Annotated in this window: 17 protein-coding genes; 7 read left to right on the forward strand and 10 right to left on the reverse strand. The window is 65.8% G+C overall.

The genetic code is table 11. From position 1 onward, the window contains the following. The 3 genes from ACGFK1_RS00670 to ACGFK1_RS00680 are packed head-to-tail and all read right to left on the reverse strand — an operon-like array spanning position 1 to position 2821. A complete protein-coding gene (locus ACGFK1_RS00670; RefSeq protein ID WP_393424077.1) occupies positions 1-876 on the reverse strand; it encodes an alpha/beta fold hydrolase in 876 nt (291 codons plus the stop codon). Further along, complete coding sequence (locus ACGFK1_RS00675) at positions 873-1637, reverse strand: DUF1906 domain-containing protein (protein ID WP_393424080.1); 765 nt, start codon at positions 1635-1637, stop codon at positions 873-875. The genes ACGFK1_RS00670 and ACGFK1_RS00675 overlap by 4 nt, the downstream gene beginning before the upstream one ends. Further along, positions 1631-2821, reverse strand: coding sequence for a thiolase family protein (locus ACGFK1_RS00680; protein ID WP_393424083.1), 1191 nt, complete (start codon positions 2819-2821; stop codon positions 1631-1633). Before ACGFK1_RS00680 ends, ACGFK1_RS00675 begins: the two co-directional genes overlap by 7 nt. 101 nt (positions 2822-2922) lie before the next feature. Between ACGFK1_RS00680 and ACGFK1_RS00685 the strand changes: the two genes are divergently transcribed. The 4 genes from ACGFK1_RS00685 to ACGFK1_RS00700 all read left to right on the forward strand — a co-directional run bounded on the left by ACGFK1_RS00685 (position 2923) and on the right by ACGFK1_RS00700 (position 5508). Beyond that, complete coding sequence (locus ACGFK1_RS00685; RefSeq protein ID WP_393426236.1) at positions 2923-3330, forward strand: Zn-ribbon domain-containing OB-fold protein; 408 nt, start codon at positions 2923-2925, stop codon at positions 3328-3330. Further along, on the forward strand, positions 3327-3758 hold the full coding sequence (locus ACGFK1_RS00690; protein WP_393424086.1) for a VOC family protein: 432 nt from the start codon (positions 3327-3329) through the stop codon (positions 3756-3758). Before ACGFK1_RS00685 ends, ACGFK1_RS00690 begins: the two co-directional genes overlap by 4 nt. Positions 3759-3781: 23 nt before the next feature. After that, the gene (locus tag ACGFK1_RS00695) at positions 3782-4162 is read left to right on the forward strand and encodes a DUF4267 domain-containing protein (RefSeq protein WP_393424089.1); all 381 of its coding nucleotides are present in this window, start codon (positions 3782-3784) and stop codon (positions 4160-4162) included. A gap of 95 nt (positions 4163-4257) precedes the next feature. Continuing rightward, positions 4258-5508, forward strand: a complete 1251-nt coding sequence (locus ACGFK1_RS00700) for an HNH endonuclease signature motif containing protein (RefSeq protein ID WP_393424092.1) — start codon at positions 4258-4260, stop codon at positions 5506-5508. A 132-nt stretch (positions 5509-5640) separates the two neighbouring features. On the opposite strand, the gene ACGFK1_RS00705 is transcribed toward ACGFK1_RS00700, so the two are convergent. Next, a complete protein-coding gene (locus ACGFK1_RS00705; protein WP_393424095.1) occupies positions 5641-6084 on the reverse strand; it encodes a hypothetical protein in 444 nt (147 codons plus the stop codon). A 138-nt stretch (positions 6085-6222) separates the two neighbouring features. Here ACGFK1_RS00705 and ACGFK1_RS00710 point away from each other — a divergent pair, with 138 nt between their 5' ends. Further along, a complete protein-coding gene (locus ACGFK1_RS00710; RefSeq protein WP_393424098.1) occupies positions 6223-7566 on the forward strand; it encodes an adenylate/guanylate cyclase domain-containing protein in 1344 nt (447 codons plus the stop codon). A gap of 6 nt (positions 7567-7572) precedes the next feature. On the opposite strand, the gene ACGFK1_RS00715 is transcribed toward ACGFK1_RS00710, so the two are convergent. The 5 genes from ACGFK1_RS00715 to ACGFK1_RS00735 all read right to left on the reverse strand — a co-directional run bounded on the left by ACGFK1_RS00715 (position 7573) and on the right by ACGFK1_RS00735 (position 11389). Beyond that, positions 7573-8511, reverse strand: coding sequence for a R2-like ligand-binding oxidase (locus tag ACGFK1_RS00715; RefSeq protein ID WP_393424101.1), 939 nt, complete (start codon positions 8509-8511; stop codon positions 7573-7575). 19 nt (positions 8512-8530) lie between these two features. After that, positions 8531-9199, reverse strand: a complete 669-nt coding sequence (locus ACGFK1_RS00720; RefSeq protein ID WP_393424104.1) for a TetR/AcrR family transcriptional regulator — start codon at positions 9197-9199, stop codon at positions 8531-8533. Positions 9200-9275: 76 nt separating this feature from the next. Beyond that, the gene (locus ACGFK1_RS00725) at positions 9276-9980 is read right to left on the reverse strand and encodes a TVP38/TMEM64 family protein (RefSeq protein WP_393424107.1); all 705 of its coding nucleotides are present in this window, start codon (positions 9978-9980) and stop codon (positions 9276-9278) included. A gap of 48 nt (positions 9981-10028) precedes the next feature. Then, positions 10029-10517: a universal stress protein gene (locus tag ACGFK1_RS00730; protein WP_393424110.1), complete on the reverse strand. Its 489-nt coding sequence runs from the start codon at positions 10515-10517 to the stop codon at positions 10029-10031. Between the two features lie 41 nt (positions 10518-10558). Continuing rightward, positions 10559-11389, reverse strand: coding sequence for an oxidoreductase (locus ACGFK1_RS00735; RefSeq protein WP_393424113.1), 831 nt, complete (start codon positions 11387-11389; stop codon positions 10559-10561). 91 nt (positions 11390-11480) lie between these two features. Between ACGFK1_RS00735 and ACGFK1_RS00740 the strand changes: the two genes are divergently transcribed. Both ACGFK1_RS00740 and ACGFK1_RS00745 read left to right on the forward strand, forming a co-directional pair. Next, complete coding sequence (locus ACGFK1_RS00740; protein ID WP_393424116.1) at positions 11481-12377, forward strand: LysR family transcriptional regulator; 897 nt, start codon at positions 11481-11483, stop codon at positions 12375-12377. A 72-nt stretch (positions 12378-12449) separates the two neighbouring features. Next, positions 12450-13670 (forward strand): MFS transporter, encoded by a 1221-nt coding sequence (locus ACGFK1_RS00745; protein ID WP_393424119.1) that lies wholly within the window; start codon positions 12450-12452, stop codon positions 13668-13670. Here ACGFK1_RS00745 and ACGFK1_RS00750 read toward each other — a convergent pair. Then, complete coding sequence (locus tag ACGFK1_RS00750; protein ID WP_393424122.1) at positions 13667-15244, reverse strand: PTS transporter subunit EIIC; 1578 nt, start codon at positions 15242-15244, stop codon at positions 13667-13669. The genes ACGFK1_RS00745 and ACGFK1_RS00750 overlap by 4 nt on opposite strands. Between the last annotated feature and the right edge of the window lie 80 nt (positions 15245-15324).

Consider the following 15324-nt stretch of genomic DNA (forward strand, 5'->3'; position numbering starts at 1 on the left):
TCACCGATCCTCGGCGTGTTTGGCGAGGAACTCGACGACGGCGTCGGCGAAGAGGTCGTTGCGATCCCCTGCGACCATGTGCCCGGCCCCGCCCACGTCGACGAAATCGATGTCAGGGAAACGGGCGATGAAGGCTTCGGCGCGGTCTGCTGTGACGAGATCGCTCATCTGTCCCCGCACGAGAAGCATCGGCACACGGGTCTGAAGAATCGCCTCGACGGCGGCGTACATGCGGTCGACCTCGGTCACTTCGATCGGGGGCAGCGCCGACGTGCCGTCGATGAACTTCGGATCCCAATGCCAGTACCAGCGACCGTCACGCTGTCGAAGGTTGGTTCGAAGGCCGTCCAGATCGGTCGGCCGGGGGCGGTGCGGGTTGTACTCCTGGATCATGTCGGCGACCTCGTCGAGTGACTCGAAACCGGATTCCATCCGGTCGTACATGAAGTTGTGAATCCGCGACGCGCCTGACGGATTCATGTCGGGCACGATGTCGACGAGCACAACGGCGCGCACCGTGGCAGGCGAAAGTTCCCCTGCCAGAAGCATCGACGTGAAACCACCCAGCGACGCGCCCACCAACACCGGACGCGGAGGAAGGCAGCGCAGCACTTCCAGCACGTCTTTCGCGAAGGTGGTGACGCGGTAGTCACCGTCTTCTGACCAGTCGGACTCGCCGTGGCCACGGAGGTCGACGGTGATCGCCTGCCAACCGCGTTCGGCCACCGCCGCCGCGGCCCTGCCCCACGACCGCCGGGTCTGCCCGCCGCCGTGCAAGAACACCACAGCAGGCGCGAGACGGTCGCCGTAGCGGTCGGCGACGATACGAATCCCGTCAATACCGTTGATGCTGAACGAGACTGGCGATGCGGTCATCGGTTGAGGTCCCATTGCCCGAAATCGGGGGCTAGCACGTCGTCGACGTCGAGGCTGATACCGCCGACCACGACACCAGGGTCGGACGCGGTGACGACCACCGACTGATACAGCACGGCCCCCGGCGCGCGTTCACCGTTCGACCAGGCCTTGGTCTGCCACACCCACCAGTGTCCTGCGGAGGTCGATCGCCCGACCACGCCGTCGCCGATCGCCCAGCCACACGCCCGCGCGTGACCGTAAATGCCGGTGCGGTTCACGCCGAGCACCGAGTTGATGCCCCGAAGCCACTGGACCGCAGTGCTTTTCCAGGTGTCCTGGTCGATGTCTTCGTCGACGCTGAAGAAGATCGGTGCCGAGTCCGGGCCGCCTGCCGCGCCGTGCCATCGCAGGGCGGTCTGAGCGTCCGCGGCGCCGCCGTCGAACCCGCGGGTGTAATCCGACGGGGTCGGCCAACCGGGCTTGCCGTACTGGTAGCAGCTGACGACGTGAAGGCCCGCGCCGCGCAACGCATCTGCGTAGCCACGGGTCACCGGTTTGAAGTCGAAGTCGGCGCCTGGGCGCAACTCCGACACGTAGACCAGCGCCCCGTCGAAGCCCGCCGCCTTGATCTGGTCGGGTGAGACCAACCGGTGGGTGAAGTCGACCAGCCTGAGATTGGCGGCGGCCGCCCGTGGCGCCGCAAGCGCCTCCACGCTCAACAGAACCGGCGCAGCGGCAGCCCATTTGATGGCGTCGCGTCGTGAAACGGGGTTCAGCATGTCAACACCATGCATCCTGCGATGGGTCCCCCGCCCGCGGCGGCGACGGCGACCTCCGGTCGCTGAGCCACCTGCCGGTCGCCGGCCTGCCCGCGCAGTTGCAGACACGCCTCGTGCAGTAGCCAGTAGCCGTGCATGCGTCCCGCCGACAGTTGGCCGCCGTAGGTGTTCAGCGGCAATTCGCCATCTGATGCGATCCGTGCCGCTCCTTCGACGAAGGGACCTGCCTCGCCGTCGGCGCAGAAGCCCAACGCTTCCAGCCAGGCGAACGTCAGAAACGTGAAGCCGTCGTAGATTTCGACCACATCCACGTCGGACGGCGTCAGATCCGTGCGCGACCACATCTCGGCCGCCGCTTCCACCGACGCCATCTTCGGAAAGTCGTCGCGATGGAACCAGCCACCCGAACCGTACGCCCCGCCGATGGCCTCGGCTTTGACGGCCCGGTTGGGGCAGTCCGCCGCGTATTCGGCATGGGAGACGACGAGCGCGATGGATCCGTCGATCGGCACATCGCAATCGAGCAGCCCGAACGGCGTCGACACCGGCCGCGCTGTCAGGTAGTCCTGCATGCTGATCGGATCCCGGAATGCGGCAAGCGGATTGAGCCCGGCGTTGCGCCTGCTGTTGATGGCCAGCCAGCCCAACTGTTCCTTGGTAGTTCCGTACAGTTCCATGTGGCGGCGGCAATGCATCGCTAGCCAGTTCGCCGCCGAGTAGGAGTGTGCGGCCAGCAATTCGTCGAGGTCTTCGAACGGTTTGAGTTTGCGCCGGGTGCCGGGCTTGCGTGGTTCCACTGGAGGCGAGGCCAGGGGGTTGAGCATCGGCGAGGCGGTTTGACTCATCGAACCGCCAAGCATTGCGACCGTCCGGTAGACGAGCACGTGGCGGGCCCGGCGCTCGGATACCGCGCGGAACGCCGACATGACGGGGATGAGCACGCCGCCGGTGTCGAAGCCGGCGGTCTGATCCGCCGCCTCGATGCCCAGTGCGTCGAGAACTTCGGTGGGCGGGGTATCGCCCAACGTGCCGATTCCGTCGACATCGGCGGGGGTCAACCCAGCGTCCTCGATGGCGGCTGTGACAGCCTCGAGCGTGAGGTCGCGACCCGGGATGCCGGTGCGGCGGCCGATACGCGATATGCCCAGGCCGCTGATGATCGCGTCCTTCTCGAAGTGGCTCACCCGCAGCATTCACCTCATACATCTATTTTTGTGATGACAGCCTTCTGGAATGTACTTTGCTTGTCATGCCCGATGCCGCCGTACCCGGGAATCCGGCGCGGATGTTGCCGAAACTTCACGAGCACAATCGGGCGTTTTGGACCGGCGGTGCCGACGGGCACCTGCTCATCGACCGATGCACACAGTGCGCGTTGTGGGTCAGTCCGCCCTCGGCGGATTGCCCCGCCTGCGGAGGTGCGCTCCTCGCACATCCCGTTTCCGGGCACGGCACCGTGTTCACCTACACCGTCAACTACCAACCGTTCAACCCTGCGGTGCCGGTGCCCTACGTGATCGCGATCGTTGAATTGCCGGAACAGACCGATCTGCGCATCGCGGCCAATATCGTTGACTGTGAACCGGACTCGGTCCACATCGGGCTACCTGTCGAGGTCCGTTTCGAACACCAGGAGATCGACGGGGAAAGTGTTTTCGTTCCCGTGTTCGCACCGCGAAAGGACATGACATGAGCGATGATTCGGCGCCTGGCATCACCGGGATCCATCACGTCTCTGTGACGGTGCGTGACCTTGAAGCCAGCGCCGCCTGGTACCAGAGGGTGTTTCGAGCTGACCGTGTGCCGATGACGTTCCCGCACTATGAGCGCGAGGACACCGGGTACGGGTTGTTGCTCGTCGATCCGCGTTCGGGCCTGGTGATCGGTCTGCACACCAACGTCGGCAACGATGGCGGGGAATTCGACGAAGCGCGTACGGGATTGGACCATGTGGGTTTCAACGTCGCCTCGCGTGCGGAGCTCGAGGCGTGGACTGCATGGCTCGACGAGCTCGGTGTCGAGCACTCGGGGGTCCGGTCCGGCGATCAACCGTTCCCGTTCGCGACGTTGGTGTTCCGCGACCCGGACAACATTCAGCTCGAATTGTTCACGGTTGGCTGACAGCGCACCCTAGGCTGCGGGCTATGCCGATCGACCGTGCTGGCCTTGTGACCGGCAGTATCCGACTTGCCTCGGGCATTTCATTTCTCGTCGACCCGGTTCGTGCGAACAAGGCCTGGGGCGACCCGGATGAGCCTGCGCCAACGGCCCGACTGCTGTTGCGCTCGATGGGTTATCGCGACGCGCTGATCGGCGGGCTGCTCGCGACGGCGGCGCTGCGCGGCCGGGACACCCGAGGCTGGTTCCTCGCATCGGGCGGTGCTGATGCGGCCGACCTGCTCGGCGGCATGAGCGTGCACCATGAGATGAAACGCCCGCAGCGGCTGATCGGCCTTGGCGGCGCGGTCGTCGGCATCGGCGTCGGGCTATGGGGTGCGACGCGGCGCCGACCCGTCTCCAGCTAGCGGCAGTTATCCCCAGGTGCGATCTCATCCACAGGTTGGGTGGTTGCTCGCGCTCGATCGGGTGCGGTGTCGCCTTTGGTGGTGAGGATGGGGTCATGTCCTCGACCGCATTCTCCGACGACGCTGTGGTGAGCAGCCGCAGTGATCGGCTTGAGGTGTTGTTCGAGGAGTTGGCGGAGCTCGCGGGGCAGCGCAACGCCATCGACGGGCGCATCGTGCAGATCGCCGCGCAGATCGACCGCGACCAGTTGTGGGGCGCGACCGGAGCCCGCTCGCTGGCGGCGTTGATGGGCTGGCGGCTGGGGTTGTCGACGGGCACCGCGCACACCATCACCACGATCGCCGACCGGATCGAGGAGTTTCCGCGCTGTGTGGCGGGGATGGGTGAGGGCCGGTTGTCGCTGGATCAGGTCGCGGTGATCGCTGCCCGCGCCGGTGACGGTTCCGATGAGCACTACGCACAGTTGGCGGCGGTGGCCACGGTCAGCCAGTTGCGCACCGCGATCAAACTGGAACCGCGCCCGACGCCTGGCCCGAAGCCGGCGCCGGAAGCATCGTTCACCAAGACCGCGTCTGATGAGCAGTGCACGAAGTATCGGATCACCCTGCCCGCTGATCAGGCCGCCACCTTCGACGCCGCGTTGGCCTCACACCGGGATGCGTTGGTCAACGAATGGAAACAGGACCACAGCGACAGCAAGTCGGAGCAGCGGCCGCCGTTGCCGTCGGCCCAGCAAGCGTTTATGCGGCTGGTCGAAGCAGGCTGGGACGCCGAGGCGGCGCGCCGCCCCCACGGCCAGCACACCACCGTGGTGGTGCACGTCGATGTCGAGGCGCGCATCGGGGCCCTGCATCTGGGTCCGCTGCTCTCCGACGCCGACCGGCAATACCTCACGTGTGATGCCACGTGTGAGGCGTGGTTCGAACGCTGCGGGCAGGTCATCGGCGCCGGGCGGGCGACACGGACGATCAATCGGCGGTTGCGGCGGGCGTTGGAGCATCGCCACCGCACCTGCGCGGTCCCAGGGTGTGGGGCCACGCGGGGTTTGCACGCCCATCACCTCATTCATTGGGAAGACGGCGGGCGCACCGAGTTGGACAACCTGGTGCTGCTGTGTCCGTATCACCACCGCATGCACCACCGCGGCGGCATCACCCTCACCGGCCCCGCCGACCGATTAATCGTCACCGACAGCGACGGCCACCCACTGACCTCCGCCTCACTGGCCCGTCCACCCACCGGACCCCCACCCGACGTTCCACCGTGGAACGGCCCGTTGGGTGAACGCGCCGACTGGTGGTGGTATGACCCCTACCAACCCATCCCACCGCCAAGCGCCAACTAACTGATCTGGCGTGCCGAATTCCCTGCGCCACGGCGGAATTCATCTATGCACATGTTGATGTGCCCGGCTCGCAGCGACAAAGTCGCTCCAAGGTGGGCACTTCGGCGATAGCGTGTCGACCCTCCCGAACCTTCACAGCGCCGCCAGCACCGCGCGCAGTTCCGCGCACAGGTCACCGCTTCCGCGATTACGCAGCGGTCCGTTCCAGTCGGTCAGCAATCGACGGAGCCGGGCAGTACCGCGCGGGCTGATGTCGCAACCCGCCAGCAGTCGCTTCTCCACCCGCTCGATCAGGTCCGCTGCATCCCATACCGACGGGTACTTGACCCGCGTGGCCGACATGACGCGGTCGCACAACACCGCGGTGCCGCGGTGCCGCAAGTCGGCGGCGAGGCGCTCGCGACATTCGACCGACGTCAGCCGCACCACATGCACCTCTAGAGCGCTCCCGGCGTTCGGGCTCGCACCGGACAGGACCAGGCGGTCGTAATGGCGCGCACCCAACCGGGCAGCGATGCGTGACAGCAGCGACGGGGACGCGGTGACGGCGACGGGGGTATCGAGCGTGATCGTCATGAGAGGAGTATTTCTGCCAAGCGGCCGGATGAGATTCCCGCAATCAGCCTCGTCACCGGGGGATTCGCGCATCCCCCGATCGGTGGACAACGGCGGAAAAGTGCCCGGTTGGCCGTCATGCGGGTGCACGATATTTCTGTGATCGACGGGGGAGTGCACTACGCGCGCAACGGTGACGTTCGCCTTGCGTATCGCATACTGGGCGACGCCGACTCCACGGTGGTCTGGGTTCCGGGGTGGGTCAGCAACGTCGATTTGATCGCCGATCCCGACGTGCCGTTCACCCCATTCTTCGAGCAGTTGGCGCACCGCACGCGGTTCGTTGCGTGGGACAAACGCGGCACCGGCCTGTCGGACCCTGTGACTCGCGTCCCGCCCCTCGACGAGCGGATGGACGATCTGCACGCCGTCTTGGACACCGTGGGGGCGCAATGTCCGGTGCTGTGGGGCGTCTCGGAAGGCGGCCCGATGAGCATTCTTTTCGCGGCGACCTACCCGGAACGGGTCCGCTCGCTGATCCTGTACGGAACACTTGCTCGATTCACGCCGGAATTACCGGATCATCCATGGGGATTCAGCTCCGATCACTCGAAGCAATTCCACGAGCAGATCGAAAAGCACTGGGGTGAGGGCGCATTGGCCGACCTCTTCTTCGGTTCCATTGCCGATGTGCCGGGCTTCCGCGAAATGTACGGCCGCATCGAGCGCACGTCTGCGAGTCCGATGATGGCGCGGATGCTGTGGGACGCGGTCGCCGCCATCGACGTGCGTCCGTTGTTGCGAACCGTCCGCGTTCCCACCCTTGTGCTCTGCAGGCGCGGCGACTTCGTCGCGACACCCGAGTCCGGCCGCGCGTTGGCGGCGGCCATCCCCGGCGCCGAGTTTCGGGAACTGCCGCCTGGGCCGCACGGCTTGCTCGATGACGCGCTCGCGTCGGCCATCGTCGACTTTGCTTGCGGCGCATCGCAAGAGGAACAGGGCGAGAGGGTGCTCTCGACGGTCATGTTCACCGATATTGTCAGCTCAACCGAACTGCTCACCACCCATGGTGATACGCACTGGCGACACGAACTCGACGCCCACGATCGGCTGGTCGACCGGATGCTTTCGAAGTACGGCGGCCAGCGGGCCAAGCACACAGGAGACGGGGTGTTCGCGCTTTTCGACGGGCCGACCAAGGCGGCCCGGTGCGGGCTCGAACTCGTGCCGACACTCGCTGGGCTCGGTATGCATGTCAGAGTCGGCGTGCACATCGGCGAATGTGAAAAACGCGGCGACGAGTGGAGTGGGATGGCGGTTCACGTCGGGGCGCGCATCGGTGGCATGGCGCGAGCTGACGAGGTGCTCGCGAGCCGAACGGTACGCGATCTCTCGGCGGGCTCTGGCTTGCACTTCGAAAGCCTCGGCGCCCAACGTCTCAAGGGGCTCGCCGAGGAAACCGAGGTGTTCCGGGTCAGCAAGGCGGCCGGCGCGCCGTACTGACCGCCGCTATGCCGAGGCGGCCAACGCTCTTCGGTCTTCGTCAGCGAACGTGTCCTCGAGCTGTAGCGGTGTGTAATCGATGTCGATCTCCTCGATCGGGCGGCCGCGGGCGCTGCTGATCGTGCCGAAGCGGCGCATCCCCTTATCGGTGGCGTATTGCTGGAACTCTTCCTTCTCGAGTCCGAAGGGAATCTCCTCGTAGAGCGAATATGCGTCTTCGGTGTTCTGTAACGCCAGCGGGATGAGTTCGTTCATCCGGGTTTCGAAGACACCCCAAAGCGAGTCGTCTGCAGCAACGTGTCGCCGACAAGTGAACGTACCCCATGCCATGTGCCGTCGCTCGTCGTCACCGATTCGTTTCACCAGTTCCTGCATGCCGGGCAGAATGCCGCGGTCCACGCAAATCCGGTGCCACGCATAGTAACCCGTGAGCGCCATCATGCCCTCGATGACGTGGTTGTACGTGGCCGAAGCGCGGACCTGAGCCGCCGGCGAGGGGTCCGTCGCCAGGGTGTCGAGCGATTCGGGAAGCTCGTCGTAGAAGATCGTCCGATAGGCGGGCAGGTCGTCGAGGAAGTGTTGCAGGTCGCCGGTCATTCCGACGGCGTCGAGCCACATCCGAAACACCTGCGTGTGCTTGGCTTCCTCGAACGCGAACTGCGTCAGGTACATTTCGTCGCCGAGGCGGCCCTCGGCCCGCATCGCCGCCATGAACGGCTGGATGTCTTGAGTGACGGCTTCCTCGCCCGCAATGAACTGCGCGCACAGCCGGGTCGCCCACTCCCGCTCGAGATCGGTGAGCGACTCCCAGTCTTGGCGGTCGCGTGAGAAGTCGATGTCGGCCGGATCCCAGAACTTGGCGTTGCCTCCCGTGAAGAGCTTCAGCGGCAGGCTGTCCCACTTGAGTCCACCCGCAGCGAGCGAATGTGAACGGGTTCTTGTCATGGCAATGACCTCCTGTAGATCAAGCGGTGGTTGACGTCATCGACGGTGATGGGGCGAAAGCGCTCTGCAGCACCGCGACTAACCTGCGCACGGCCAGCGCCGGCTGCTCGGGGGTTGGCTCGTCGAGGCCGAGGATCGGATCCATTCCGCGCACATACGGAGCCAAGGCCAGATGCGGGAAGATCAGCAGCAGCAGCGACAGCAGTGCATCGGTATCCGCCTCGGACCGAAGGTCGCCGCGGACCTGGGCGTCGCGCACCAACGGCCGCAGCACTTCCAGGTAGTGCCGGTGAATGACGCTGCGCACGCTGACGCGCGCGTCGGTGTCGACTTCAAAACTCGCCGCGGCGTGAAGCGATCGTTCCTTCGGATGATCGGCGAAGTAGGCCACCCACGAGTCCATCAGGTCGGTCAAGAACTCGAAGAACGGTCTGCCGGGGTCGAGTTCGCAAATGCGGGTCTCCATATAGGTGCGGACCCGGTGGCTGCCCACATCGGCGATGAAAGCGTAGAGATCGCGCTTGTCCGCGAAGTATTGGAACAGGCTGCCTTTGGCGACTCCCGCACGCCGGGCGATGACGTTCAGGCTGCCGCCGGAAAACCCGTGCGCCCCGAACTCGGCCTCTGCGGCATCGATCACCGCCGCCCGACGAGTCGGGTCGAGCCGAGCCCACGTCACTGTCGGCACAGGCACCTCCTCGCGCCTTGTATGACCAGTGGTCATATTACTGTGAGGGCCGTCACAGTCAAGCGTGGGGACACGCCTACTGCGTGGGGTCCTGCTCCCGGCGCCGGTCCCGCCACCTCACGTAACCGCGGCGCGTGACGAAGGCACCGACGACAGGTGTCGCGCACCAGACGGCAATGGCCGAGTAGGCCAGCGGCGAGGAGAGGTCACCGATCGACGCGCCCAACGCGGTGTAGACGAACGCCCGCGGGGCGGCCCCGATGAATGCGCCTACGGCCATCTGCCACAACGGAACTCCGAACGCTCCGAACGTATAAGAGGCCAATGCGTCGGAAATGCCGGGGATGAATCGCTGACCGACCACCGCCCACAGGCCTCGCCGGTCGATCAACTGGTCGAGGCGGTCGGCGCGCTCGGCTCCAAGGAGCGCCCGCGCGCTGTCCCGGCCAGCGCGTCTGCCGATGAGGCTGGCGATGAGCGCCGTTCCGACCGTCGCGCCGAGCGTCACGAACACGCCCAGCACGGGCCCGAACAGCACGCCGCTGCCCGCGGCCAGAATCGGGCCGGGGACGAACACGGCGGCGAGTACAGCGGCCACCACGATGTAGGCCAGTGGCGCGGCGGGGCCGGTGGCGGCGACCGTGCGCCGGATGTCTTCGACGTCGATGACGCGGCCGACCGCGACAAGATAGAACAGGACGAGCAGAAATCCCGCGAACAGCACGAGTCGCGCGATGTGTCGGCGTCGGCTACCGGTGGATGAGTCCTCGGTGTCGGTCATGCTGGCTGCGATTGTCCCGCACCAGCTTGGTGTCCTTGCGTCCAGGAGTTAGTCGGCGGTGTGCACGATCAGGATGTCGATCTTGGCCTTGCGGGCAATGTCGGCAGGAACCGAGCCCAGCAGTCGCCCCGCCACGGAGTTGAGCCCGACGTCGCCCACGACGAGCAGATCGGCATTCGCCTGTTTGGCGAGGCGGATGAGTGCCTCGACCGGGGCGCCCTCGATCGCGCGCTCCTCGATGTCGTGAGCACCGGCGTCCTTTGCCCGGTCGCGGGCATCGCGCAGGATCCCATAAACGGGCGCGTCGCCGTGCAACTTGTAGCCCTCGCCACCAAGGCTGTCGGCGGCCCGGGGGTCGGTGACGTGGTCGTGCGAGGGCGCGTGTGACCAGCTACCCCTGTCCACGTGGGGGATGTGCGCACTCGCGATGATCAGCTTGGCGTTCTCCTGCGCCGCGAAGGCACCCGCCCTTTCGACCGCACGCATCGACGAGTCCGACCCGTCCGTCCCGACGATCAAAGTCCGATAGCCGCTCATGTCCGGTCATTAAACGCTTGCTGAGGCGGCGGCGGATCGGATTAGGAATCGAAGTTCGTGCCCGCGGTCAGCTTTTCCCACTTCGCGATTTCGGTGGCGCGGCCGTCGGCGATGTGGCGATATGCGGCCAGCGCGTCGGGCCCGAGCAGCAGAAAAGCAGGGGGCTCGTCCGATTCGACGGCGGTGATGATCGCAGCGGCCGCCTTCGCCGGATCACCCGCCTGATTGCCGTCCATCGTGTCGTTTTCCTTGCGACGCCGCCCGGCGGTGTCGGCATAGTCGTCGATCACCGTGGCCGACTGAGTCAGGGAACGCCCGGCGAAGTCGGTGCGAAACGCGCCAGGCTCCACGACGGTGACCCAAATGCCAAGGGGCGCAACCTCAGCGCGCAGCGCGCCGCTCGCACCTTCGACAGCGGCTTTGGCTGCGGCGTAGTAACCGGAGCCGACCGGCGTCAGTTGGGCACCTATCGAGGAGATGTTGACGATCGAACCCGAGCGCCGTGCTCGCATGCCGGGCAGTACCGCCTTGATCATCGCCACGGTGCCGAAGAAATGCGTCTCGAACAACGCGCGAACGGCCGGGTCCTCGCCCTCCTCGACGGCGGCGCGGTACCCGTAGCCCGCGTTGTTGACCAGCACGTCGACGCCGCCGAACCGCTCGTCGGCCTGCTGCACCGCGACACTCACCTGGCCGGGGTCGGTCACGTCGAGTGCGACGGCAAGGACGCGGTCGGGCGCGGCGTCGGCCAGGTCGTCGACTTTCGCCGCATCGCGGGCCGTGACGACGGCGTTGTGGCCCGCGTCGATCACCGCCTCGGCGAGGGCGCGGCCGAGTCCGGTCGAGCAGCCGGTGATGAGCCAGGTGGACATCGCATGTTCCTTTCTGTCTTCTCCGTTCGTACACCGGTTTCCTGGCGAAGAGCACAGCGGGTGATTCATGCGTTTTGGTTATCGTCAACGCGTGCATCTCGAAGAATTGGAATGGTTTGTCGCGCTCGCCGAGATCGAACATGTCACCGAGGCCGCCGCGGAGTTGGGCGTCAGCCAACCGACGTTGTCCCGGGCGTTGGCGCGGTTCGAGGCGCAAGTCGGTGCCCCGCTGTTCGACCGGGCCAATCGCCGGTTACGCCTCAATCCGTACGGGCAGATCATGCTCGAACATGCTCGCCGCAGCCTCGGCGAGGTGCAGTCGGCCGTCGAACGCATCAGCGCGCTGCGCGACCCCGACACCGGACGGGTCCGGCTGGCGTTCCTGCATTCGCTTGCCAGTTGGTTTGTGCCGGAACAGCTTCGGCGTTTTCGGGCGTCGGCGCAACGGATTTCGTTCGACTTGTTTCAGGGCCCCGCGCGCGAAATCACCCAACGTGTCGTCAACGGTCAAGCGGACATCGGTATCACGTCACCGCGGCCCGAGGCGCCGGAACTCGTGTGGCATCGACTGTACGAAGAGCGGTTGTGTCTGGTGGTGCCGCGCGGGCACCGGTTGGCGTCTCGCACTCGGGTGCGGTTGTCGGCGGCGGCATCGGAGCCGTATGTGGCCTTGGTACGGCAGGCGGGCTTGCGTCAACTGACCGATGAGCTCTGGGCAGAGGAAGGTATCGACCCGGACATCGTCTTCGAGGCAACCGAGATCTCCACGATCGAGGGGCTGGTTTCCGCAGGCTTCGGCGTCGGCGTCGTGCCGGTTCCCCGCACTGCCGACGAATCGCAGGTCGTTCACGTGCCGCTGACCAATGTGGGCGCCAAACGTGAGGTCGGGTTGGTGTGGGACAGGAACCGCGAATTGGCCCCGCCGGGTCGGCGGTTCGTCACATTTCTCAGGTCGGCGGGAGCCGACCGTCGCGATGACGTCGAATGATGCAAGCGACGCATCATTACAGCAAACATCATGTATTAGACACATGATGCCGCCGGGCTTAGCGTGCTGGAAATGTCAACAGAAAGCGCAGCCGCGCCGGTATGGAATGGGCACACGCGCGGCTCATCGGCGTACGGTCGGCTACTTGCCGCGCTGTTCTGCGCGGGCGTGGCGACGTTCGCGCAGCTCTACTCGCCTCAGGCCGTACTGCCGCTGATCTCCGCCGACCTCGGTGTCGGTGCGGCGGGCGCGGCGTTGTTGATTTCAGCATCCACTGTCGGGCTTGCCGTGGGGGTGATCCCGTGGTCGTCGCTCGCGGATCGTATCGGTCGTGTGAAGGCGATTGCGTTCTCGGTGATTGGGGCGACCACGGTCGGCGTGTTGGTGCCGTTCGCACCGAGCTTCCACCTGCTGCTGGCCGGGCGCTTTCTCGAAGGCCTGATCGTCGGGGGCGTGCCCGCCATCGCGGTCGCATACCTCACCGAGGAGATCGATCCCGCCCATGCGGCGCGAGCGGCGGGAACCTTCGTCGCAGGCACCACAATCGGCGGCTTGACCGGCCGGTTGGTGTCCAGTCCGGTCGCCGAGATCGCGGGTTGGCGTGTGGGTGTCTTCTCGGTCGCGGTGTTGTGCGGACTCGCGGCCGTTGGCTTCGTGAAACTGGCCCCGCAGCCCCGCGGCTTCGTCCCCGCGAACCGGGCGCGCGCCAATCCCGAAGGGAGCCTGGCCCGTCGGTTGTCGGCCAATCTGGGGTCGCGCCGCCAACTCACGCTGTTCGGGCAGGCCTTCCTGTTGATGGGCGGATTCGTCGCGCTCTACAACTATCTTGGGTTTCGGTTGGCAGCGGCGCCCTTTGGCTTGCCGCCGATCGCAGTCAGTCTGGTGTTCCTGGCGTACCTCGCCGGAACCTGGACATCGGCGCGCGCGGGAGGGGAGGCGTCGCGGTTCGGGCGCAAGCCTGTTCTGCTGGTGTCCATTGCGATCATGGTCGTCGGCATTGCGATCACGTTGAGCACCAACATCATTGCGGTTCTGGCCGGTCTGGTCATTGCCACCGCGGGCTTCTTCGGCGCCCACTCCATCGCCGCCGGATGGGCAGGTCGCTCGGCGCCCATCGGTAAAGCGCAGGCCTCGTCGCTGTACAACCTGTTCTATTACGCCGGTTCCAGTGTCATCGGCTGGCTGGGCGGGCTGGCCTTCGACGGGTACGGCTGGACCGCGGTTGCGGTGATGATTTCGGCACTGGCCCTCATCGCCGCCGGTGCTGCCGCTTTGTTCCTTCCCGGCGACTAGCGGATGTCGTTGATGTCGTTCTTCAGTGCCTCGGCATCCGTGCCGAACACCGCTTGCACGCTGTTGCCGACCTCGATCACGCCCGCTGCGCCGAGCCTCTTCAGGCGCTCCTGATCCACCTTGTTCGGGTCGGCCACCTCCATGCGCAGACGGGTGATGCACGCGTCGACATTGACAAGATTGTCCCGGCCGCCGAACGCGGCGATGACCTGTTCTGCCTTGCTGTCGACTGGTGCAGGCGCCGTCTTCGTCGCCATCGCGGACCCGCCTGCCGTCACGGCGGTCGCGGAGGTGGAGCCCTCGCCGAGGTTGGCTTCTTCTTCTGCCTCGAATTCGGTTTCCGGTTCGCGTCCGGGCGTCCTCAGATTCCACCGCGTGATGGCGAATCGGAACAACAAGTAGTAGACGACGAAGAACACAGCGCCCATGACCAACAGCAGTGGGATGTTCTTGGCCGCAGGGGCACCGCCCCAGAGCAGCAAGTCGATCAGCCCCGCCGAGAACGAGAAGCCGAGGTGGATATCGAGCAGGTACGCGATCGCCAGCGACAGGCCGGTCAACACCGCGTGGATCACGTACAGCGGGAACGCCACGAACATGAATGCGAACTCGAGGGGCTCGGTCACCCCGGTCAGGAACGCGGTCAGCGCGGCCGCCGCCAGGATGCCGACCGCGATCTTGCGTTGTCTTTTGTTGGCCACATGGATCATCGCCAGCGCAGCGGCGGGCAGTCCGAACATCAGGATCGGGTAGAAGCCCGACGTGAGGTGGCCCCCGGTGGGATCGCCCGCTGCGAACCGGGTCAACTCGCCGGTGACGACCTTGCCGTCGGGCGCCTGATAGTCGCCGTAGAGGAACCAGATGTACGAGTTGGGGATGTGGTGCAGGCCGAACGGAATCAGCATGCGATTGACGAATCCGTATACGAACGCCCCGAACGCGCCGGAGCCGCCGATGAACTTGCCGAGCCCGGTCAGGCCGGCGTCGAAGATCGGATAGAAGTAGCTCATGGCGAACGCGAGGAACAGGCACACCAACGACACCACGATCGGAACGAACCGCCTGCCGCCGAAGAATCCGAGATAGGACGGCAACTGGATGGTGTGATAGCGATCGAACAGCCATGCGGTGACAAGGCCGACCACGATGCCGGCGAATACGCTGTAGTTGATCTGGGCCTGGTCGCCTGCCTTGTCGACCTGGCCGGCCAACACGATCGGTGACATCGTCTTGAACACCGCCTGCACCACGAGGTAGCCGACCACGGCCGCCAGCGCGGTCGAACCGTCCGCCTTCTTGGCGAATCCGATCGCGACGCCGACCGCGAAGAGCAGGGCGAGATTGCTGAACAGCGCGTCGCCCGCGGCGCTCATCGCCTGGAAGAACGAGCTGATCACCGGGGCGTGAATCTTGCCGAGCACGTCGGGCTGGCCGAGTCGTAGCAGGATGCCGGCGGCGGGCAGCACCGCGATCGGAAGCATCAAGCTCTTGCCGAGTCGCTGCAGTTGCGCGAAGCCGGGGATGCGCCGACCCGACTTTCCCGTCGTCCCTTCGGTTTTCGCTGCCTCGCTCATATCCTGTAACCCTCCTTCGCCGAAGCTGACCGGAAGCCTAGACGAGAACCGGTGAACTTGAGACCGTGTTGCCCGCACGC

The organism is Mycobacterium sp. NPDC048908, from assembly GCF_043197955.1.
Classification (GTDB): Bacteria; Actinomycetota; Actinomycetes; order Mycobacteriales; family Mycobacteriaceae; genus Mycobacterium.

What these genes read in the sequence shown, in the direction of transcription:
- ACGFK1_RS00670 (WP_393424077.1), bottom strand. Translation starts at nt 876, where the DNA reads ATGACCGCATCGCCAGTCTCGTTCAGCATCAACGGTATTGACGGGATT.
- ACGFK1_RS00675 (WP_393424080.1), bottom strand. Translation starts at nt 1,637, where the DNA reads ATGCTGAACCCCGTTTCACGACGCGACGCCATCAAATGGGCTGCCGCT.
- ACGFK1_RS00685 (WP_393426236.1), top strand. Translation starts at nt 2,923, where the DNA reads ATGTTGCCGAAACTTCACGAGCACAATCGGGCGTTTTGGACCGGCGGT.
- ACGFK1_RS00690 (WP_393424086.1), top strand. Translation starts at nt 3,327, where the DNA reads ATGAGCGATGATTCGGCGCCTGGCATCACCGGGATCCATCACGTCTCT.
- ACGFK1_RS00695 (WP_393424089.1), top strand. Translation starts at nt 3,782, where the DNA reads ATGCCGATCGACCGTGCTGGCCTTGTGACCGGCAGTATCCGACTTGCC.
- ACGFK1_RS00700 (WP_393424092.1), top strand. Translation starts at nt 4,258, where the DNA reads ATGTCCTCGACCGCATTCTCCGACGACGCTGTGGTGAGCAGCCGCAGT.
- ACGFK1_RS00705 (WP_393424095.1), bottom strand. Translation starts at nt 6,084, where the DNA reads ATGACGATCACGCTCGATACCCCCGTCGCCGTCACCGCGTCCCCGTCG.
- ACGFK1_RS00715 (WP_393424101.1), bottom strand. Translation starts at nt 8,511, where the DNA reads ATGACAAGAACCCGTTCACATTCGCTCGCTGCGGGTGGACTCAAGTGG.
- ACGFK1_RS00725 (WP_393424107.1), bottom strand. Translation starts at nt 9,980, where the DNA reads ATGACCGACACCGAGGACTCATCCACCGGTAGCCGACGCCGACACATC.
- ACGFK1_RS00730 (WP_393424110.1), bottom strand. Translation starts at nt 10,517, where the DNA reads ATGAGCGGCTATCGGACTTTGATCGTCGGGACGGACGGGTCGGACTCG.
- ACGFK1_RS00735 (WP_393424113.1), bottom strand. Translation starts at nt 11,389, where the DNA reads ATGTCCACCTGGCTCATCACCGGCTGCTCGACCGGACTCGGCCGCGCC.
- ACGFK1_RS00745 (WP_393424119.1), top strand. Translation starts at nt 12,450, where the DNA reads ATGTCAACAGAAAGCGCAGCCGCGCCGGTATGGAATGGGCACACGCGC.
- ACGFK1_RS00750 (WP_393424122.1), bottom strand. Translation starts at nt 15,244, where the DNA reads ATGAGCGAGGCAGCGAAAACCGAAGGGACGACGGGAAAGTCGGGTCGG.